The organism is Nonomuraea sp. B208 (assembly GCF_057536035.1).
Map to the genome: position 1 here is coordinate 945724 of NZ_BAAJOU010000021.1, position 19620 is coordinate 965343.

The 19620-nt window shown below is 69.9% G+C and carries 16 protein-coding genes and 1 pseudogene; 12 read left to right on the plus strand and 5 right to left on the minus strand.

Annotation, left to right across the window (positions count from 1 at the left end; translation table 11 throughout):
- Positions 1-226: 226 nt before the first annotated feature.
- Positions 227-3307 (plus strand): DEAD/DEAH box helicase, encoded by a 3081-nt coding sequence (locus tag AC27IY_RS21465; RefSeq protein ID WP_487178976.1) that lies wholly within the window; start codon positions 227-229, stop codon positions 3305-3307.
- Between the two features lie 543 nt (positions 3308-3850).
- Positions 3851-4174, plus strand: a complete 324-nt coding sequence (locus AC27IY_RS21470; RefSeq protein WP_487178977.1) for a hypothetical protein — start codon at positions 3851-3853, stop codon at positions 4172-4174.
- 58 nt (positions 4175-4232) lie between these two features.
- Here the strand turns inward: AC27IY_RS21470 and AC27IY_RS21475 are convergent, their stop codons facing one another.
- Positions 4233-7745, minus strand: coding sequence for a WGR and DUF4132 domain-containing protein (locus tag AC27IY_RS21475; protein WP_487178978.1), 3513 nt, complete (start codon positions 7743-7745; stop codon positions 4233-4235).
- Positions 7746-7932: 187 nt separating this feature from the next.
- Here AC27IY_RS21475 and AC27IY_RS21480 point away from each other — a divergent pair, with 187 nt between their 5' ends.
- Positions 7933-8490, plus strand: coding sequence for a hypothetical protein (locus AC27IY_RS21480; protein WP_487178979.1), 558 nt, complete (start codon positions 7933-7935; stop codon positions 8488-8490).
- Between the two features lie 10 nt (positions 8491-8500).
- Here the strand turns inward: AC27IY_RS21480 and AC27IY_RS21485 are convergent, their stop codons facing one another.
- Both AC27IY_RS21485 and AC27IY_RS21490 read right to left on the minus strand, forming a co-directional pair.
- The gene (locus AC27IY_RS21485) at positions 8501-9562 is read right to left on the minus strand and encodes a GlxA family transcriptional regulator (RefSeq protein WP_487178980.1); all 1062 of its coding nucleotides are present in this window, start codon (positions 9560-9562) and stop codon (positions 8501-8503) included.
- A 65-nt stretch (positions 9563-9627) separates the two neighbouring features.
- Positions 9628-10377, minus strand: a complete 750-nt coding sequence (locus AC27IY_RS21490; RefSeq protein WP_423452354.1) for an SDR family NAD(P)-dependent oxidoreductase — start codon at positions 10375-10377, stop codon at positions 9628-9630.
- Between the two features lie 127 nt (positions 10378-10504).
- Here AC27IY_RS21490 and AC27IY_RS21495 point away from each other — a divergent pair, with 127 nt between their 5' ends.
- From AC27IY_RS21495 to AC27IY_RS21505, 3 genes are all read left to right on the plus strand, one after another.
- The gene (locus AC27IY_RS21495) at positions 10505-10939 is read left to right on the plus strand and encodes an Rrf2 family transcriptional regulator (RefSeq protein ID WP_423476937.1); all 435 of its coding nucleotides are present in this window, start codon (positions 10505-10507) and stop codon (positions 10937-10939) included.
- Positions 10940-11126: 187 nt separating this feature from the next.
- Entirely contained in the window at positions 11127-12809 is a 1683-nt protein-coding gene (locus AC27IY_RS21500) for an acyltransferase family protein (RefSeq protein ID WP_487178981.1), read from the plus strand.
- A 186-nt stretch (positions 12810-12995) separates the two neighbouring features.
- Positions 12996-13610: a hypothetical protein gene (locus AC27IY_RS21505; RefSeq protein ID WP_487178982.1), complete on the plus strand. Its 615-nt coding sequence runs from the start codon at positions 12996-12998 to the stop codon at positions 13608-13610.
- A gap of 529 nt (positions 13611-14139) precedes the next feature.
- Here the strand turns inward: AC27IY_RS21505 and AC27IY_RS21510 are convergent.
- Both AC27IY_RS21510 and AC27IY_RS21515 read right to left on the minus strand, forming a co-directional pair.
- Positions 14140-14571 (minus strand): BP74-related protein, encoded by a 432-nt coding sequence (locus tag AC27IY_RS21510; RefSeq protein WP_423452357.1) that lies wholly within the window; start codon positions 14569-14571, stop codon positions 14140-14142.
- 136 nt (positions 14572-14707) lie between these two features.
- Entirely contained in the window at positions 14708-15670 is a 963-nt protein-coding gene (locus tag AC27IY_RS21515) for a fructosamine kinase family protein (RefSeq protein ID WP_487178983.1), read from the minus strand.
- A gap of 337 nt (positions 15671-16007) precedes the next feature.
- On the opposite strand from AC27IY_RS21515, the gene AC27IY_RS21520 reads away from it, so the two are divergent.
- The 6 genes and pseudogenes from AC27IY_RS21520 to AC27IY_RS21545 all read left to right on the plus strand — a co-directional run bounded on the left by AC27IY_RS21520 (position 16008) and on the right by AC27IY_RS21545 (position 19331).
- Positions 16008-16136 carry a hypothetical protein gene (locus tag AC27IY_RS21520; RefSeq protein WP_449950788.1) on the plus strand — a complete coding sequence of 43 codons (129 nt, stop codon included), beginning with the start codon at positions 16008-16010 and terminating at the stop codon, positions 16134-16136.
- 108 nt (positions 16137-16244) lie between these two features.
- Positions 16245-16550 carry a hypothetical protein gene (locus tag AC27IY_RS21525; protein WP_487178984.1) on the plus strand — a complete coding sequence of 102 codons (306 nt, stop codon included), beginning with the start codon at positions 16245-16247 and terminating at the stop codon, positions 16548-16550.
- 3 nt (positions 16551-16553) lie between these two features.
- Positions 16554-16967 (plus strand): DUF4279 domain-containing protein, encoded by a 414-nt coding sequence (locus AC27IY_RS21530; RefSeq protein WP_487178985.1) that lies wholly within the window; start codon positions 16554-16556, stop codon positions 16965-16967.
- Complete coding sequence (locus AC27IY_RS21535; RefSeq protein ID WP_487178986.1) at positions 16927-17706, plus strand: hypothetical protein; 780 nt, start codon at positions 16927-16929, stop codon at positions 17704-17706. The genes AC27IY_RS21530 and AC27IY_RS21535 overlap by 41 nt, the downstream gene beginning before the upstream one ends.
- A gap of 201 nt (positions 17707-17907) precedes the next feature.
- Positions 17908-18264: pseudogene (locus AC27IY_RS21540) on the plus strand (DUF4279 domain-containing protein); the annotation flags it as partial.
- Between the two features lie 104 nt (positions 18265-18368).
- Positions 18369-19331: an integrase core domain-containing protein gene (locus AC27IY_RS21545; protein ID WP_487178987.1), complete on the plus strand. Its 963-nt coding sequence runs from the start codon at positions 18369-18371 to the stop codon at positions 19329-19331.
- Positions 19332-19620 lie beyond the last annotated feature (289 nt).

Here is a 19620-nt window from a genome sequence, read left to right on the forward strand (position 1 = left end):
CTCGCTTCGCTGAACAAGGGGGATGGGCATGCGGCATCACGGCGCCGAGTACGCGCCGCGGCATCTCGAAAAAAGGGGGGTGTTGTCCGTCAGAGCCTCATGAACACCACATTTCCCCGAGCCCACCACCCGAGGCAAACCATTTTCCCGCCGCCCAAGGACCCCTTGCCGCCCTCAGCAGGCATCGGCTAGACATGTGATCTTCCTATGTCTCCGAGGGCCTGACATGACCGACGCTCCGATCCCGGGTCTCTACGACTCCCTGCTCAGCGGCACGCTCGAAGCCAAGATCGACACCTGGCGGCGAACCGGTCATCTGGTCGAGGTGTCCAAGATCGACGCCGAGGAGGTCCCCCATCTGCTCGCCCGCTTCGTCGGCGAGACTGCGGCGAGGGCCTTCGCCGAGCTGAAGGGGCGCCCCGACCAGCAGGTGGCCCTGGCCAACCGGCTGCTGGCGCAGCTCGCCGAGCCGGAGACGGTCGCGGAGGGGCCGAACCAGCTCCTGTCGATCGTCAAGGACGTTCCCGGACAGGCCGCTCCGCGTCGCCCTCTGACCTCGCTGGCGGAGGCCGCCCTGCTGACCAACGCCCGCGAGGACCCGAACCTGGCGCACGAACTGGCGGCCGAGCTGGAGAGCGCCGACCGGGTGGACCTGCTGTGCGCGTTCGTGAAGTGGTCGGGACTGCGCATCCTGGAGAAGCCGCTGGCCGAGCTGCGGCGCCGGAACGTGCCGCTGCGGGTGATCACGACGACGTACATGGGCGCGACGGAACGGCGAGCGCTCGACCGTCTCGTCAACGACTTCGGCGCCGAGGTGAAGATCAGTTACGAGCGCAACTCCACCCGGCTGCACGCCAAGGCCTGGCTGCTGCGCCGCCGTACCGGCTTCGACACCGCCTACGTCGGCAGCTCCAACCTGTCCCGCGCGGCCCTGCTGGACGGGCTGGAGTGGAACGTTCGACTGTCGTCGGTGACCACCGCGCGGCTGCTGGACAAGTTCGAGGCGACGTTCGACTCCTATTGGAACCGGTCCCAGTTCGAGCCGTACGACCCCGCGACCGACGCCGGCCGCCTGGACGAGGCGCTGGCCCGCTCACAGGTGGGCAAGCAGCTGTTCGACATCCCCGAGCTGGTGCCGCATCCCTTCGATCACCAGCGCGAGATGCTGGCCGACCTCGACCGCGAGCGCACCGTCCACGACCGGCACCGCAACCTGCTGGTCGCCGCGACCGGCACCGGCAAGACCGTCGTGGCCGCCTTCGACTACCGCAACCTGCAGCAGCGGCTGGGCCTGCGGCCGTCGTTGCTGTTCGTGGCGCATCGGCGGGAGATCCTGGCCCAGGCGATGCGTACGTACCGGCAGGTGCTCGCGGCCCCGGACTTCGGCGAACTGCACGTGGGGGAGGAGAAGTCGCGGCACTGGCGACACGTGTTCGCGAGCGTGCAGTCGCTCACCCGGCGGATCACGGAGTTCGACTCCGAGCACTTCGACGTCGTGGTGATCGACGAGTTCCACCACGCCGCGGCGCCGACGTACCGGCAGATCATCGACCACCTCAGTCCCCGAGAACTGCTCGGCCTGACCGCGACGCCGGAGCGGTCGGACGGCACCTGGGTGCAGGACGCGTTCTTCGACCGGCGGATCGCCTCCGAGCTGCGGTTGTGGGACGCGCTGGACGCCGATCTGCTGTGCCCGTTCCACTATTTCGGCATCAACGACGGCACCGACCTGTCCGGGGTGAAATGGGCGCGCGGCTCCTACGACGCCGCAGCTCTCGACAACGTCTTCACCGGCGACGACGCGCGCGCCCGGCTGGTGTTCAACGCGGTACGCGACAAGGTCGGCAACCTGGAGACCACGCGCGGGCTGGGCTTCTGCGTCTCGGTACGGCACGCGCGCTACATGGCCGACTTCTTCACCCGCCACGGGCTGCCCTCGCAGGCGGTGGACGGCTCGACGGAGGACGGCACCCGCAAGGCCGCGCTCCGGGCGCTCGCGGACGGGAAGATCAGGTTCCTGTTCGCGGTGGACCTGTTCAACGAGGGCCTGGACGTGCCCGACGTCGACACCCTGCTCATGCTGCGGCCCACCGAGAGCGCCACGATCTTCCTGCAGCAGCTCGGGCGCGGGCTCCGCCGTACGCCGGACAAGGACGTGCTGACCGTGCTCGACTTCGTCGGGCAGCACCGCAAGGAGTACCGGTTCGCCAACCGGTTCCAGGCGCTGACCGGGTTCTCCAGGGGCCGGCTGGACACGCAGGTCAAGGAAGACTTCCCGCTGCTGCCGTCGGGCAGCCAGATCGTGCTGGACCGGGTGACCAAGGAGCGGCTGCTGGCCGACCTCAAGGTCCAGCTCGGGGTGACGGTGAACACGCTGTCGCAGGAGATCCGCTCCGTCGGCGAGCTGTCGCTGATCAGCTATCTGGAGGAGAGCGGACGCGACATCAGCGACCTTTACCGCAACGATCGCAGCTGGACCTCGCTGCTGCGCCGTACCGGCCTGTTGCCTGGGCCTGGCTCCCTGCTGGAAGAACAGCTGGGGCGCCGCGTCCGCGCGTTGCTGCACGTGAACGACCGGACCCGCGGCGATGCCTACGCCCGTCTGTTGCAGCCTGACGGCCCGCGCTACGCGTCGCTGTCGCCGTCCGACCAGACCTTCGCCCGGATGCTGTTCTTCTCGTTCTGGCGCGATGGGGGCGGATTCGCCTCTTACGACGAGGCGCTGGACCGCCTGCGCGGCGAGACGGCGCTGTGCGACGAGCTCAGGCAGGTGCTCGCCTACGGCGTCGACCGGCCGCGGTATGTGGCCAAGCCGGTGGAGCTCGACGGCGTGCCGCTGGCGGTCAACGCCTCCTACTCCTCCGAGGAGGTGCTCGCCGCGATCGGCTGGGCCTCGCTGAACGGCCAGGTGCCCTCGAACGCGCGCGAAGGCGTCGCCTGGAGCCCCGCGACCCGGTGCGACGCCCTGCTGGTCACCCTGCGCAAGAACGAGAAGGAGTTCTCACCGCAGACGATGTACCACGACTACGCCCTGACCTCGCGCCTGTTCCACTGGGAATCCCAGAACCGGACCAGCGCCACCTCGGCCACGGGCCGCCGCTACCAGAACCACGCGGCCGAGGGCAGCCACGTGCTGCTCTTCACCCGCGAGCGCAAGAAGAACGACCTCGGCCACCCCGAGGCGTACGTCTTCCACGGCAAGGCCCACTACGTGGAGCACCGCGGCGAGCGGCCGATGGGCATCACGTGGCGACTCGACGAGGAAATGCCCGCAGACCTGTTCCGCCGCGCCGCCATCGCCGGCTGAGTCCGCCCGGCGGTGCCGGGCATGAGCCGGCGGAGGACGCGGGCCTGTCCGACGTGCACCTGGAGTCCCTAGGCATGCACGGTGAGCCGGCCGGCAACCCACGCGGCCGCGCCGTGCCCGTCGCCGACCTGGCCATCGCGTGTGTGCGCAGCCCCGGCCCTCCAGCAGGTAAGGACCGGCGGGACAGTGGCCGCCGCCGGTGCTGTCTGCAGATCAAGAACATCTGCGGGAGTCGTCCTGGACCGAGTTCGGCGGCTCGGCCACGATGAGGACATGACCGGAGGCGGATCAGCGCGGGCGGGCGGCGGGGGAGCAGGCTCGGGCCTGAACTGGACGGCGGTGAGCGCTCTGGCGGGTTCGATCGCGGCCGTGGTCGCGCTCTTCGCCTACCTGATACCGCCCAATCCCACCCCGCCCAGCACAGTGGTCTCCAGTCCGTCCCCGCCCCCATCCTCGCCGGATCGGGTCACGACCCAGCCCTCACCAACTCCCGCGGAATCATCGCCTGAGCCCAGCACGTCCCCACCGCCGACCCGCACGCGAGTGGTCCAGGATTCCCCTCCACCGCTGCCGGAGGTCCGGGCCGCCGGCTGCGACGAGGCGGCGGCGGCCCTGACCGCCTACCGCAGGGACGCCGGAACCAGCAGCAGCGGCCAGGCGGCCGCGGCTCAGCAGACGTACCGCGACCTGATGGGCGCGGCCCTCAACGCGGAGGGAGCGGTAGGGGCGAAGATCAGGCGACTGGCCGCGGAGTTCCAGGAGCTGAGCTTCCGCCTGACCGGCATGACCGGTGGCGACCCCAACCAGGTGATCGCGGATATCAATACGGACGTCACGGAGTTCAACAGGTTGTGTGCCTTCGGCTGATCGCACGACACACGACAGGGGTATCACGCCGGGCGGGAGGCCGGCTGGGCGTGTTCGTTCATCGGGTGATGTCCCTCAGGTCGCGCAGGATCTCGGAGGTGGTGATCGGGTCGAGGCCGTCCAGCCCGAGCTCCACCAGGGTCTGCTCGTCGGCGAAGTCGAGGTAGCCGATCGAGATGCCCGGATCGAGGCCGATCGTGATGGTTCTGCCGCCGGGTACGTCCCGCTCGATCCAGCCCTGCCAGCCGGCGTCCTGGGGCGCGCCGCGCCGCCAGCCGCGCCGCTCCAGGCCGATCACCGCGCGGGTGGGGATCTTGGCGGCTTCGATCTCGGCCACCAGCACCGGATCCAGCTCGTACGTCTCCCTGCCCAACTGCGGGAACGGCTGCAGGATCTCGTAGTCGGCGAACACCTCGGACCAGGCGGCCAGGCCCTCTCCCAGCTCCAGCGGGTGCACCACGCCGACGAGGGCGTCTTCGGGCAACGTCAGCGTGTCGTCCTCGACGTCGGCGAAGCTGCGGTCCTCGGCCACCCGCAGGGTGCCCGTGAGCTCGCCCGACGGGTCGTACAGCCCCCATACGAGCCGCCGTACGATGTGCCAGAGCAGCGGGTGGCCGACCAGCAGCCGGCCGAAGTCGCCGGCGCTCCAGCGCCGCCGGTTCACCATGGCCTGCTCCAGCCGGTGGATGGTGTCCCCTGCCACCGAGCGCACGTCCTTCTTCAGCCCGGCGAAGCGCCGGTAGGCGGCGGGCGCGAGCTCCGGGTCGTCGTTGGCGCCCGGCTTGGGCAGGTTCTTCAGCCGCTTGCCCGAGGCGTCGGCCACGTACGGCTTGAGCTGCTCGTCGAAGCCCACCACGAACTGCCTGCGACCGTAGTCGAGCGTCAGGCTGCCGTCGGCGGACAGCCCGAAGTCGGGCACCAGCCGGTCGGCCAGCTCCTGCGGCGTCAGGCCGAGCTCGGCGGCGACCTCGTCCATCTTCAGCTTGGCCCGGTTCTTCAGCCCGCTGAACTTGCTCTTCTCGGCGATGCCGTGCAGATGCATCAGCGCGACCTCGGAGCCGATGGAGGCCAGCAGGTCCAGGCCGGTGACCGCGCGCGCGTGCCCGCCCTCACCAGGCCAGGTCCTGATGAGCGGGGTCAGCCGCCGTACGGTCTCGTCGTCGCCGAGCAGCGCCTGCGCGTCCATCACCCAGCTCTCCTTGGACGGGTAGCCGGCCGCCTGCCAGCACTGGAACAGCGCCCAGGCGAAGTCGGCGAGGCTGCGGCCGTCGCAGGTCTCCTTGATCACGGCGAGCCCGGCGTACGGGTTGCCGGATTTGGAGATCGCCAGCATCGTCATCACGTGGCGTACCGCCTCGGGAGGCAGCGCGCCCGCGCCGCCGCGCAGGTGGATCGGGGTCGTGATCGCGACCTCCGTCCACTCGGGCAGCACGGGCATCTTGGCGGGCAGCGCGTCGAGCGGGTCGGCCACGAGCAGGTCGGCGATCGCGGCCTCGGCGGCGGGCCCGTACCCTGCGGCGGCCTCGGCCACGGTGTCGCGGTGGCCGCCCGCGACCAGCGCCGCCAGCGCCTGCTCGGCCCGGAGCCTGGCCACGCCGGGCTTGCCGAGAGCCGCCGGGATCAGTGCCCTGGCGGCCGCTCCGGGGTGGCGGTGCAGCCAGGCCAGCGCGGTGGCACGTACGGACTTCAGCCGGGCCAGCCACTCGGCCATCAGCACGGCGACCTCCGGCGCCGCGTACGGCAGCAGCGACGTGGCGACCGAGCCGGGGGCGCGCCGGGCGCTGTCGAGCACCATGGGCAGCGCCGCCGCCCCGAACTCGGCCACCACGCTCGGCATCCAGTCGCCCGCCCCCCACAGGTCGCGAGGGCGCCACTTCCCGAGCAGCGGCGCGGCCAGTTCCTCGGGCCCGGCGACGAACAGGGCGATCTCTTCACGCCAGTGGCCGTCCTGGCCCTTGGCGATCCCGCGGGCGACGTCCTCCCAGCTCCGGCCCCAGGTCCGATCCCATGAACCTTCACCCGCCCGTGGGGAACGCCAGTTGTCCTGCTCGCCCGGCGCCCACACGAGGGCCGGTTCGTCGGTGCAGGCCAGGCCGTTCACCACGACCACCTTGCGTGCCTTGCGCGGCCGGGTCCAGGGCGGGCTGACCAGCACCTCGGGCAGGGCCTCCGGCGGAGCGGCGGCGACGGTCCCAACGGCCACGATCTTGTTGACGCGCTCGGCGGCGGCGTCGCCGAGGCCCGCGAGCACCTCGTCCACCAGGTCGGGATGGGCCGCCACATGGGCGCGCAGCAGCAGGTCCACGACCTTGCCGCCGGACTCGGCCAGCATCCGCATCGCGCGGCGGGGGAAGCGGGAGGCCGCGCGCAGGAAGGCCGGCTGGGTGTACTTCTGCTCGATGCGGTCGAGGAGCGCCCGCATCGCCGTGTCGTACGGCAGGTCGGCGAGCACGCTCAGCAGCCGCTTCCGGCTGTCCGCGCCGTAGGCGTGGTCCACCCAGACGGCCAGCAGCGGCACGGCCGCCTCGCCCATGCCGTCGACGACCGTGGCGGGCAGGGCGAAGGAGTCCCCTATGTAGTGACCGCGCGCATGGTCCGTGATCAGCTCGGCGTGCTCCGGCGTGCTGATGGCGGCGATCAGGCGGTAGGCGAGAGCCGGGAGGTTCTGGCTCACCTCGGCGCAGTCGGCCGTGACCCAGCCGGTCTCGGCAGGCGCCAGGTGGGAGGCCGCCACGCGGTGGTGGAGCCCGCCTTCGCGGCTCACCGCGAGCGCCGCGACGACCTTGGCGTACTCGGCGTCGGACGCGGCGGCCAGCACGGCGCGGACCCGGGCGTCGATCTGCTGAGTGGAGGTCCAGCCGTACAACTGGTTGGGGGCCTCGCCGTCGGCCAGCTGCCGGATCGTCCAGGTGCCGCCCCCGTCGTGGACGTGATCCAGCGAGGCCAGCTCGGTCACGGCCACCGCCGCGAACACCAGGCCGCGTTCGGTCAGCCAGGTCTCGGCGAACAGGGACAGCATCTCGCGCTCGGCCCACGACAGGGACACGGCCACCGCCTTGGCGACCACGGCTGCGCCCAGCGGCGTGCCGGCCGGATCCCCCGCCAGGTACGCCGCGCCCGCGGACGCGAGCTCAGGATCCGGGCACTTCGCCACCATCTCGGCGAGCACCTTCCGGCGTTTGTCCAGCTCGGCGGCCAGTTTCTCGGGCGCGTCGGCGTCCGGCTGCTTCACGGAGACCTTCGCTCCGCCCCGCCGGGGGTGGAGAGCGCGCAACCAGGCGGGCGGCATCGTCAGCTGGTCCTCGTCGTCAACGCCGCCGGCGGCCGCGGGCGAAGCCACCTGCGGCGCGGAGACCGTTTCGTCCTCCGTGTAGCCCTTGCGCAACTTCTCGGCCACCAGCTTGTCCGCGGCCGCCGTGGCGGCGGCGGCCGAGCCGAACGACTTGACCTGCGTCTGACCGGCCGCGCCCAGCCGCCCGTACCGGATGTGCAGCTCCGCGCCGTCCTGACGAACCGCCCAGAACTTGGCCGTACCCCCGCCGACGAACGTCAGCGTGCGCTCCACGCTCATGCCGATGCCTCCACCCTGGATCCTCTTGATCGACAGCGGCGAGTATGGCGAGAACGACCGACAAAGTCGGGCGGAAGGTCAGCCGGGGTGGCCTGACAATGCGTACGACTCCACGCTCCCGGCCATCAATTCCACATGTCTGGTCATTCTGTTCACGGCCGCATCGCGCTCTCGTACTGTCCCCGTCATGAGCGCCCCTTCGCCGACGGCCGGCCGCCGGCACGTCGTCCTGCATCGCTGGCCCACCGCACTGGGACTGGCGGTCGCCGTCCTCTCCCTGGTGACCGGCAGCAACCAGGAGTCCCTGGCCATCACCCTGGCCGTCGCCGCCACGTGCTATCTCGCCGCAGCGGCGCTGGGCCAACCCTGGACCGTGTGGCCGGCCGCCCTCGGCGTCAGCCTGGTCGTCGTCGTCAGCGAGCTGATCGGGATAGCTTGGTGGGCCGGCCTCGGCGGCACGGCCGTCGTCCTCGTCGTCGTCGGCCTTGCCCTGCGGGTGTCACGGTCCGCGCTCCTCGCCCAGGCCCTCGCCGTGGTCGGGTTCGGCGGTGCCGCCGTGATCGCGGTGTTCAGCACACCTCAGGCAGGCGTGGTCGTGGCCGGCCTCGCGCTCGCGAGCCACGCGATCTGGGACGTGATCCACCTCCGGCGCAAGCTGGTCGTGGCGCCGTCGCTGGCCGAGGCCTGCATCTTCCTCGACGTGCCTCTGGGCCTCGGGCTCATCGTTCTCGGGTTCGTGAACTGACCGCCGGTCGTCATGGTGCGGTTCTCTGGCCGGCGAGCCGGAAGCGGTGCCGGTAGGCCGACGGCGGGACGCCGAGCACGCGCAGGAACGCCCGCCGCATCGTCTCGCCCGAGCCGAAGCCGCAGGCGCGGGCGACGTCCGGCACCGTATCCTCGCCGGACTCCAGGAGGGCCTGCGCGGCTTCGACCCGGAGGCGTTCGATGAACTGGCCGCACGTCATCGCGAGCTCGCGGCGGAACAGACGGCTCAGGTGGCGTTCGCTGACCGCGAGCGCGGCGGCCATCGTGGTGAGGCGATGGTCGCCGGACGGGTCAGCGGCCACGAGGTCCAGCGCCCGACGCAGGGTCGCGGAGCGCGGGCCGGCCACGGCGTCGCGGTCACGGAACTGCGACTGGCCGCCAGGACGTTGCAGGAACACGACCAGGTACTTCGCGACCGCACGGGCCCGCTCCTCGCCCCGGTCCTCGCCGACGAGCGCGAGGGCGACGTCGATCCCGGCGGTCACCCCCGCCGAGGTGACGATCGAACCGTCCCGCACGTAGATGGCGTCAGGTTCTACGCGCACCTCGGGAAACGTCTCCGCCAACGCCGCACAGGCCTCCCAGTGCGTCGTGGCCCGCCGACCATCGAGCAGCCCCGCTCGTGCCAGGAGGAACGCGCCCGTGCACACCGAGACCACCCGCCGGGCACCGGCCGCCACCCGCCGCACGGCGTCCACCAGCTCCGGGGCAACGCCGGCGTACTCGTCCCGCGGGTATCCCGGCACCACCAGGGTGTCCACGTCGCCGTCCAACTCGGACAGCGCGAGGTCGACGCTCAGCGAGATGCCGACGTCGGCGCGAACGGGCCGCCCGTCCACCGAGGCCAGCCGGACCCGGTATCCACCGGCGCTGTCGAACACCTGCAGAGGTCCGGCCACGTCGAGCAGCAGAACACCGTCGGACACGGCGAAGACGACATCACCGGTCGCGCTCATCGCCCTCTCCGGGTCCGTCGAGTCCTCCGGCTTCTTGCCCGCCACCGCGGTGTCCTCCAGGTCGATCTCCGCCGATGCCTGGATCACAGTACTCACCAGGTGTGTGTCCTCGATGATCAGGAGGAGAGATCCAGCGCTGAAGGTGGCCACATCCGGGACGCTCAGGCGTTGTAGCCGCCGTGGGCGTCCAGTACGGCGCCCGTGACGTACGACGCCGCGGGGCTCGCCAGGAAGGCGATCGCCGCGGCGATCTCCTCGGGGTGTCCCAAGCGCTGCAGGGACAGCGAGCCGAGCAGGGCCTTGAGAGTCTCGGGGTCCGGCGGCTCCATGCCGCCCGTCATCAGCCCGGCTTCCACGACGTTGGCGGTGATGGCTCGGGGGCCGAGGTCGCGGGCGGCGCCCATGGTGTACCGCTCGATCCCTGCTTTGGTCGCGGCGTAGTCGGCCACGCCCGGGACGCCGGCTCGAGTGCCGAGCCCGGAGCTCACCGTGATGATGCGACCGCCCTCGCGCAGCACCCGGGAGGCGGCCCGGATGATGGCGATCACGCCGAGGTAGTTGGTGGCGTGCATGCGGTCCAGCGCGGCGGTGTCGGCATGCGGGTCGTCCACCGTGGCGTTGACCGAGATCGCCGCGTTGTTGACGAGGATGTCCAGGCCGCCGAAGTGCGCGACCACGTCGTCGATCAGGGCCGGCGCCTGGCGCGTGTCCGCCTGGTCGGACTTGAACGCGACGACCTTCGCTCCCTTGCCGCGCACCTCGTCGACGACGGCCTGCGCCTGCTTGTCGGAGCTGACGTAGGTGAACGCGACGTCGGCGCCCTGTTCGGCAAGCAGCCGTACGGTCGCGGCTCCCAGCCCGCGGGCCCCTCCGGTGACCAGGGCGACCTTGCCCGTCAGTGGCTTGTTCATTCTTCTCACCTCACTGGTTGTCCATCTCGACTGACGTAACAGTAATAGTTACGACTACTGATCGCAACCATGTGTGTTACGACAGGCGTGTCGTAACATCGAGAGTTGCGACCGAGAGGACGAGATCATGAGCGCCAACAGCAGGTTGACCATCGCCGCCCACGCGTTGGCCTGGATCGGCCTCTACCAGCGCCAGGGCCATGAGATCGCTACCTCCGAGCAGATCGCGTCCAGCGTGAACACCAATCCCGTGGTGATCCGGCGGCTGCTCGGCGACCTGCGCAGGGCGGGGCTCGTGGAGTCCAGGCGCGGAGTGGGTGCGGGCTGGTCGCTGGCGCGCGACCTGGAGTCCATGACGCTGCTCGACGTGTACGAAGCGGTGGAACCCGGCCCGCTGTTCGCCCTCCACCGCGCCACCCCGGACCAGGAATGCGTGGTGGGTTACGGCATCCAGCCGGCGATGCAGCGCATCTACGACGGCATCGAGGAGACCCTCCGGCGCGAGCTGGCCCACGTCACGCTGAAGGACGTGCTCCAGGACGTCCTCGCCGCACCTCGCTAGGCGGTCCTGCGCCGGGTCGCCTCGGCCCGGTCCTCCATCGAGCGGACCGCGCCGACAGGGCTTCCACGACGAACGGATCGTTCCATCCGAGATTAGAAACCGCAGGTCAGGGGGACGGGGCCACCATCGCCTCCGCTCCGGTGGCGAAGTGTCGCGCGATGATCCACGGTGAGCGAGGGTTGCAGTCATGCGGGGGCCGGCGGCGATGGTGCGCGACCTGGCGGCGCGTACGCCGGAAAGTCGTGAGCGCAGCGTCGACATGTGGCGCGCGCTGGCCATCTGCCTGGTGGTGTTCGGGCACTGGTTCGTCGTCGCCGTGACCTACCGGGACGGCAGGCTGTCCGGGTACAACGCGCTGGACACCCTGCGCTGGCTGGACCTGGTCACCTGGCTCTTCCAGGTGATGCCGATCTTCTTCCTGGTCGGTGGCTACGCCGGCGGCGCCTCGATGGCCTCGCATCGCGCCTCCGGAGGCGACGGCATCGGTTGGGTGCTGCGGCGGACCGACCGGCTGCTGCGGCCGACGACTGCGCTGTTCGTGGTGCTGCCGCTGGTATCGGTGGCGGCGACGGTAGCCGGGGTGGGCAGCGAGCTGCTCGGCCACGCGGCGTGGCTTGCCTCCATCCCGCTGTGGTTCCTGTTGGCGTACCTCGTCCTGGCGGTGCTCACGCCGTGGCTGCACGCGCTGCACCGCCGCGCGGGGCTTGCCGCCCCGCTGGCGACGGTGGTCATCGTCGCCGTCGCCGACCTGCTGCGGAGGGGCCTGCACGTGCCGGTCGTCGGTCAGAGCACCTACCTGTTCGCCTGGATGGCGATCTACCAGCTCGGCTTCTGCTGGCGGGACGGGCTCCTGCGGCTGAGCCGCGGCAAGGCGCTCGCGGTCATGGCCGGCGGCCTGGTCGCCCTGATCGGACTGACCGTGGTGGGCCCGTACCCGGTCGCCATGGTCGGGTACAACACGGCTCCGCCGACCCTGGCACTGATGGCGCTCGCCGCCACGCAGCTCGGATTGGTCCTGGCCCTTGCGCCCGCGGCCAACCGATGGCTCCGCCGGACCGGTCCGTGGCGTGTGGTGATCGCGGTCAACGCGGTCATCCTGACCGTGTTCCTCTGGCATATGACAGCGGCGGTGGTCGCGGCCGCTCTGCTGTTCCCGACCGGCGTACTGCGGCAGCCCCCGCCGCACTCCACGACGTGGCTGCTGTGGCGGGTGCCGTGGACAGCGGCTTGTGCCCTCGTCCTCGTCGTCCTGGTCGCCCTGTTCGCGCGGATCGAGCTGCGCCGGTCGGCGCTGCGTTCCGCCGAACGGCGCGGTCTGTGGCGGGATGGTGCGACTGTGCTCGGCCTGGCCGCCGTGCTGGCCGGGCTGCTCTTCGTCGCCTTCTCCGGCCCCGGCTACCACGGGCCGACCGGGCTGCCATGGGCCGGGGTGCTCTCGTACCTGTGCGGCGCCGCTGTGCTGCGCGTGGTACGAAACCGGCCCGCCCTGCAGGGCTTCGGTCGCTTATCGCCGCGCCAGGACTACGGAGTGGTGCTTCCCGGCATGGTGTCGTCGTCATCGCCGGTCGGCTGGTCGCCGAGCCGCCTGCGTACGGGGTCGTTCTCGGTGGGGGTGAGGTTGCCCGACGGGGAGGCGGCTGCGGGGTCGGGGCCTGGATCGCGGGGCCCGGAGTTGAAGAGCGACTCCAGGGGGCCAGGCGGGATGGAGGGCTTGAAGGGCGGGGTCCAGGCGGCGGTCGCCTCAGGGTCGGTGCCGGAGCCGGTCCCGGGCTGCTCCGGGTCGTGCGGCGCGCTTGGTTTGGCACTGTCCTGTTCGTCGAGGGCGGTAACGGCCTCAAGGGCTTCGAGGAGTTGCCGCGTCCACGGGTAGTCCTCGTCGGGCTTGGCGAAGCCGTGCTGGGGGACCGGAGCTACGGGGACGGGCTCGACGGGTACGGCGGTGGCCGGGCGCGTCCGGCGGGACCTGACCACGAGCACCGCGAGCACGGTCAGCAGGGCGACCACGAGCACCACGGCCGAGGTGACCAGTGTCGCTGAGGAGGAGCCCGCCTGCTCGGTGGACACCACGGCGTTGAAGTGTGCGGGGACGGTGGCGGAAGCCGTGGCGCTGGGGGCCGGCGGTGGGGTATTGGAGCCCTCGTCGGCTACGGCCTCCGGCGTGGAGGCCGGCGAGGTCGAAGGTGCCGTCGCCGCCGCTGAAGAGGAGGTGGTGGCCGGTTCGGCTTCGCTGGTGGCCGAGGCGGACGGTGACTCCGAGGTCGTGGCGGTGTCTGCGGGCGACGGCGACTCGGATGCCGTGGGGGTGGCTGAAGGCGACTCGGAGGTGGCCGTGGGGGTGGCCGACGGGGACTCGGAGGGGGAAGGCGTGGGGGAGGATGAATCCGACGTCGTGGGAGTCGGGGTCGATGACGGGGTCGCGGTGAAGGTCGGTGTACCCGAAGTGGGCTGCGGGATCATCGTGGGGGCAGGACCGCCTGACGTTGAGGTAGGCGTTGCCGCTGGTGTGCCGGGCGGCGGTGCGCTCTCGTGCGGTGGCGTGCTCTCGTGCGGCAGCGTGTCGTCGGAGGCGTGGGTCGGCTCTGGTGCAGGACGGGTTGCCACGGATGACGAGCCGGCACCCTCATGGTGGGAGCCGCCTTGGGGGGATCCGTTCTGGTACATGCCGTTCTGACCCGTGCTGTCCCGGTCGGGGCCCGAGGGGGTGTCCGGCCTCTCCGGAGAGTCGTGGCCCAGCTCTTGGGAGGCCGTGCCCTTCCCGTGCGCGCTCTGGTGCGTCGCTTGGGTGTCCTGGCGGCCGTCCGTGTCGGTGCGCGGCCCACCATGAGGTTCGTTCTGGATGTCTGAGGTCATGGAAGTGGGGGACCTCCCGGACGAGTCCGGATTTACCCATACAGATCCCTGACAATGGTGATGGCAAGTGATTTATGGGGACAAACCGGAAGCCTGTGGGTAGCGCGAGCGTACCGGATGTTCCCGCAGGTCAACGCTCCGGAAGGGGTGATCGACGGCTCTGGCCGGGGGTGAAGCCCAGGCAAAAGAGGCGCCGGCGGCATTTCGCTCGGACGCGAGAGCGTAAAAAGATCTACCAAAGTCCGCCATGGGAGCAGGAGTTTGCCACGGCAACCACACTGCGCGGCTTCCGCACCAACGGCCCCCGGAGCGGTTTCCGGGGGGCCGCGACAGCGGTGTTGACGCCAGGGCTACGGCGCCGGGATCTCGCGGACGAGCCTGGAGGTCCACGGGCACCAGACGAGGCCGGGCAGGAACGCTCCGCCGGCTTCGTCCAGGTGGTCTTCGACGTACGGGATGGCCGCGTCACAGACCTCGATCGCGACGTCGAAGAAGCTGATCGTGTCGGGGTTCAGCTGGTAGCTCCAGCGCGGGTTGTAGAGGGCGGGTCTCGTGATGATGCGTCCGAGGACGTGGGGCTTGTCCGTGGTGGTGCCGCTGATCAGGTCGCGGGCGTGCTGGATCTTGGCGGGGTCGGTCAGCTGGACGACGAAGTTCTCGCGGGTGATGTCGGTCATCACGAAGTAGGCCGCGACCGCCGCCTGGGCGGGGGCGGGGGTGGCGACGCTGAGCGTCGCCAGGGCGGCGAGTACCGCCATGATCTTGGTCAGGACGTGGTGCATGGAGACCCCTCTCGCAACCTGTGACTACTGTCAGTAGTCATTAACTACGCCAAGTAATCACGCCAAGATGAGAACGGCCTCTTGCGTCACGGTGACAACGTGGTCACCGACCGGCCGACCAGCAGGTCGTCGTCGGCTACGGAAGCTCTTCGGACGCTGGATCCGCGGCAGATGTCGTGTGGCGTCTCCTTGACTGATCTCCGGGCCGTTGCCGTCGGAAGGGGGCGAGTGTGGCGCGGACGATGTCGGCGGCGCCCCAGTCGGGCACGAATTGGGCGATCACTGCCAGGTGCTGGCGTAATTGGAGGATCGGCATGCGTTCGCGCCAGTCGCGATCGAGTCCGGTCAGCTCGGCGTACAGGTCGAAGAACACGTGTGACTCGGGTGGCGGCGCCGTGGTCCACAGGTGGGCCAGGTCGACCTCGGCCCATGTGTACGACACGGCCGGGTCGATGAGCGCGGGTCGCCCGTCGGGGGTGGCCATGATGTTCTGCGCCCACAGGTCACCGTGTGTCAGGCACGCGGGCCTGACCGGCAGGAGCTCGGGCAGCCGGTCGCACAGCCGCTCGAGTGCCGCTCGGTCCGCGGCGTCGAGTGCCTCCCTGACGCGAGGCTCGCCGAGCCAGCGCAGCAGGCGATGCTGGGCGAAGAACTCGTAGCCGTCGTCGTTCCAGGTGTTGACCTGCCGGCGACGGCCCAGCCAGTTGTCTCGGCGCCATCCGAATCGGGGGTGCCGGGTGGTGGTGTGCAGGTGGGCGAGCGCGTGAGCGAACTGCTCCCAGAATGCCTCGGTCGCCGGCCGGGGTTGCAGTGGGGACAGCACGAGCAGGGCGCGGTCCGCGAGGATGATCTCGGGTGTGGCGGCGCCGCCCGCCTCGCGCAGCACGGTGAGCCCTTCTGCCTCTGCGGCGAAGAGGTCGTCCGCTGGCGGCTCGGTCAACGCCTTGACGAATACCGACGTGCCGTCGCCGCGGCGGGCGAGCCCCGCGGTCGCGGCGAGGCCTCCGGTGACCGGCTCGACCGCGACGACGTCGGTCAGACCGGCCGCGTGCAGGCGTTCGAGCAAGAAGGACGTGGTTGATTCCGGCGCGGTGGGCATGAGGTCATCTTGCCTGGTTCCTGGCGCCAATCACCAAGAAGTCGTGTTCGGCCTGGCGTCGACCCATTGGTGGATGTCGAAGGATCGTTTCGAGTGACCTGCGCTCTGCATGACTGACTGGGGTGCGTCAATGTGGCTTAACGGGTGACGCCATCGCCGCGTTCAAGAACTGGCTGAGTGCCAAGGACCGGCTGAAGTTCGCCTCGAAGAAGGTGCAGGAGGCCACCGCCGCGCTCGGCCGCGCCTGTTCACGGCCTAAACGGGCGAACAGCTTCGTGCCCGGCACCCACGTGGTGATGGCTGTGACGGAAGCACCAAGCCGATCGAAAAGGTCCGGGTGGGCGATGAGGTGCTGGCGGCCGATCCCCGGACCGGTGAACGCGGCGTCAGGCGAGTCCAGGCCGTCATCGTGGGTGACGGCGCCAAGAACCTGATCAAGGTCTCGGTCGATACCGACGTGACCTGAGCACGGTCGAGGACACCGTCGAGGCCACGGCCGAACTGGCTGCTCACCAGCGGCCAGACCCGCGTCAGGGTCGCCGGCGTCGCCAAGCGCACGGCGGGTGAGCAGCGTATGCACAACCTCACGGTCGCCGGTCTGAACAGCTACCACGTCGTCGTGGGCGGGGTGGACGTGCTCGTCCACAACGAGGATAAGCGGCCCGGCGAGGACTGCGCGGCCACCGAGAGGGCCGCCGAGTTCAACAAGGTGAAGGAGCGGCGTCTCGAGCAGGAGTTGCGAGAGCGGTACGATCTCGATCCGCACGAGTTCAAGCGTGAAGAGCTCGGACGTGGCGCCAAGGTCTCGAGTTTCGACGTCTACAAGGGATCGGACGGCTACTACTGGCTCATCAGCAAGGACGCGTACAAGTGGAAGTAGCGCATGTTCAACGTGTACCTGCGCCTGGTCGCCGATGACGGTGACCCGGAATCGGTAACCCAGGCGCTCGGTATCGCACCCGACGAGTTCACCCGGCACGGCCTTCCGTCCCCTAGGACGGGCAGGCCGTACGGGTTCAGTTCATGGACCCTCGCACTCGGCCGGCAGGTGAGGTCGGACCAGTTGGAGGAGGTGTTCGGCAGGCTGACGGCGTGGGGTGACCGGGGTGCGCAGACGCTGCGCGATCTCGCCGGCGACCGGGGCTGGGAGGCGACGTTGATCGTGGTGCAGGAGTTCCGCGACGCCGAGGAGCCCCGGGAGAAGGGCATCTCGATCGGCGCGGACCTCATCGGCTGGCTGGCGGAGGCGCGGGCCGGTGTCGAGGTCGATCAATACCTCATGCTTTCGCCAGAATGAGCTTGATCGGCACGCGCGACGCTCGCGAGACCGCCGGGCGCAAGGCGTTGCTGTCCAGGAGGCACGGGAGGACGATGCCCAGCTCGCGTATCTGGAGCAGGTCCTGGTGAAGGACGGACGGCGTCCGAGTCGCCAGACCGGTGCTGGACATCAGCGCGGATTCCCGAGCCGCTCGAACCGCCTCTTCAAGGTCAGCGCCAGCGCCGGAGCCATTCGGAGGACCACCCTGTTTCCCGACCCGCCTCATCATCATCCCCGTCTGGAGGAACGTCTCCGAACGCTCCTGGGGCTGCACGCGATCGGCGTCGGCCGGGCACTGAACATGGGGATCATCGAATTCGACCCCGCACCGTCGAACGCGTTGGCCGACGACAGGTGCAGCGCCTTCGCGCTCCACCTCCAATGTCCCTTCCGCATCACCTACCAGAGCCGGGTGATCCTCGGTTCCGCAGACCTCGCCTGGCGCGAAAGCGAAGTCCGCGACACCGGCAGGCCCGACAGCGAACGAACCATGTACGACTTCATGGCGGACCGCGTCGACGCCACCTTCGCAGAACTCCAACCCACCGTGACCACCGTGCGCATATCCCCCTTCGGCGACCTCCACGTCGAACTGGACCAGGAATTCACCGTGGAGGCATTCCCCGTCAGCTCCGGCCGTGCCGAGGCATGGCGTTTCCTGCAAAGAAACGGCGAACACGTAGTGTTTCCGCCCGAAGAGCCGGCCCACGGCCGATGAGCTTCTCCCCAGGGCCTGACATACCACCGCAAACGCAGGACATCGACGCGACTCAAGCAGAACCAACCGTCCTGTCACCCCACCTTCCACGACGGCCAACACCGTCCGCCTGTGCTCTTGTTCGTCCTCCTCCCAGCGCGCCGCGCGCCCCGTAAGGGCGGCAAGGCCAAGATCAAGTCGGCGTACGAGTGGAAGTAGCGCATGTTCAACGTGTACCTGCGCCTGGTCGCCGATGACGGTGACCCGGAATCGGTGACCCAGGCGCTCGGTGTCGCACCCGACGAGTTCACCCGGCACGGCCGCCCGTCCCCTAAGCCGTACGGGTTCAGTTCATGGACCCTCGCACTCGGCCGGCAGGTGGGGTCGGACCAGTTGGAGGAGGTGTTCGGCAGGCTGACGGCGTGGGGTGACCGGGGTGCGCAGACGCTGCGCGATCTCGCCGGCGACCGGGGCTGGGAGGCGACGTTGATCGTGGTGCAGGAGTTCCGCGACGCCGAGGAGCCCCGGGAGGGCATCTCGATCGGCGCGGACCTCATCGGCTGGCTGGCGGCGGCGCGGGCCGGTGTCGAGGTCGATCACTGCGCAAGGAACTCGCCGAGCAGGGACTGGACGCCGGCCCGGACACCATCGCCCGGCACCTGCGCCAGCACCACGGGCGGACGGTGTCGCGGGCCACGATCAGCCGCTACCTCACTCGCCACGGCCTGGTCGCGCCCGAGCCGAAGCAACGACCCCGCTCGTCCTGCATCCGCTTCCAAGCCCAGATGCCGAACGAGACCTGGCAGGCCGACTTCACGCACTACCGCCTCGCCGACGGCAGTGATGCCGAGCTCCTGTCCTGGCTGGACGACCACTCCCGCTACGCCCTGTCCGTGGCGGCGCACGCCCGTGTCACCGGCCCGGCCGTGCGCGACACCTTCCGCACTGCGGTCGCCGCCCACGGCGTGCCTGCCTCCACCCTGACCGACAACGCCATGGTCTTCACCACCCGACTGGCCGGCGGCCGCAGCGCCTTCGAACACGAACTGCGCCGCCTGCACGTCCGGCAGAAGAACTCCACGCCCAACCACCCCACCACCTGCGGCAAGGTCGAACGCTTCCAGCAGACGATGAAGAACTGGCTACGCGCCCAGCCCGGCCAACCGGCCACCCTCGCCGACCTGCAAGCACTCCTGGACCGCTTCTGCGACGTCTACAACCACCACCGCCCGCATCGGTCCTTGCTGCACCGCGCTACCCCGGCAGCCGTCTACGCCGCCTCGCCCAAGGCCCTGCCCGAAGGCATCCGCGACGGCGACACCCACGCGCGCGTCCGCCACGACCGCATCGATCCCTCGGGCGTGGTCACCCTGCGCGTCAACGGCCGGCTGCACCACATCGGCATCGGGCGAACCCACGCCCGAACCCACGTCATCCTCCTGATCGACGACCTGCACATCCGCGTCGTCAACGCCGTCACCGGAGAACTCCTGCGCGAGCTGATCCTCGATCCCGCCCGCGACTACCAGCCCCAGGCAACCCCGAACAAGACGAACCTCCGAACCCGTAGGTTCGAGGGTTTCCGATGTCCCGAGACATCACATGAGTGCCCCCGGCAGGATCCGAACCTGCGGCAACCGCTTTAGGAGAGCGAGAGCAGTACGACAACATTATGGGGTCTGAGCTGCAGGAATGCCTCGCACATCTCGTAAAGCCTTCAAGATCATCCCGCGCATGTCCCATACGCGCGAGGCGGGCTGGCACCCCGTCCGGGGAAGCTTTCATGCCCTCGACGGCGACCTAACCCTGGACGAGATACGAGTCGCCATCCGCAAGCTTCACACCGGACTGACCCCGGAGGAGCAGGACTGCATAGTTGCGATGCTCCGGTTCATCGCTAACCAGGCGCAGGGTTCATAGATGAGTCAGGTGCCG

Excerpts from the sequence above, each read along its gene's own strand:
- AC27IY_RS21475 (WP_487178978.1), bottom strand. The coding sequence starts at position 7,745 with ATGAGCGTGGAGCGCACGCTGACGTTCGTCGGCGGGGGTACGGCCAAG.
- AC27IY_RS21515 (WP_487178983.1), bottom strand. The coding sequence starts at position 15,670 with ATGCCCACCGCGCCGGAATCAACCACGTCCTTCTTGCTCGAACGCCTG.
- AC27IY_RS21510 (WP_423452357.1), bottom strand. The coding sequence starts at position 14,571 with ATGCACCACGTCCTGACCAAGATCATGGCGGTACTCGCCGCCCTGGCG.
- AC27IY_RS21530 (WP_487178985.1), top strand. The coding sequence starts at position 16,554 with ATGTTCAACGTGTACCTGCGCCTGGTCGCCGATGACGGTGACCCGGAA.
- AC27IY_RS21465 (WP_487178976.1), top strand. The coding sequence starts at position 227 with ATGACCGACGCTCCGATCCCGGGTCTCTACGACTCCCTGCTCAGCGGC.
- AC27IY_RS21500 (WP_487178981.1), top strand. The coding sequence starts at position 11,127 with ATGCGGGGGCCGGCGGCGATGGTGCGCGACCTGGCGGCGCGTACGCCG.
- AC27IY_RS21495 (WP_423476937.1), top strand. The coding sequence starts at position 10,505 with ATGAGCGCCAACAGCAGGTTGACCATCGCCGCCCACGCGTTGGCCTGG.
- AC27IY_RS21490 (WP_423452354.1), bottom strand. The coding sequence starts at position 10,377 with ATGAACAAGCCACTGACGGGCAAGGTCGCCCTGGTCACCGGAGGGGCC.
- AC27IY_RS21525 (WP_487178984.1), top strand. The coding sequence starts at position 16,245 with ATGCACAACCTCACGGTCGCCGGTCTGAACAGCTACCACGTCGTCGTG.
- AC27IY_RS21480 (WP_487178979.1), top strand. The coding sequence starts at position 7,933 with ATGAGCGCCCCTTCGCCGACGGCCGGCCGCCGGCACGTCGTCCTGCAT.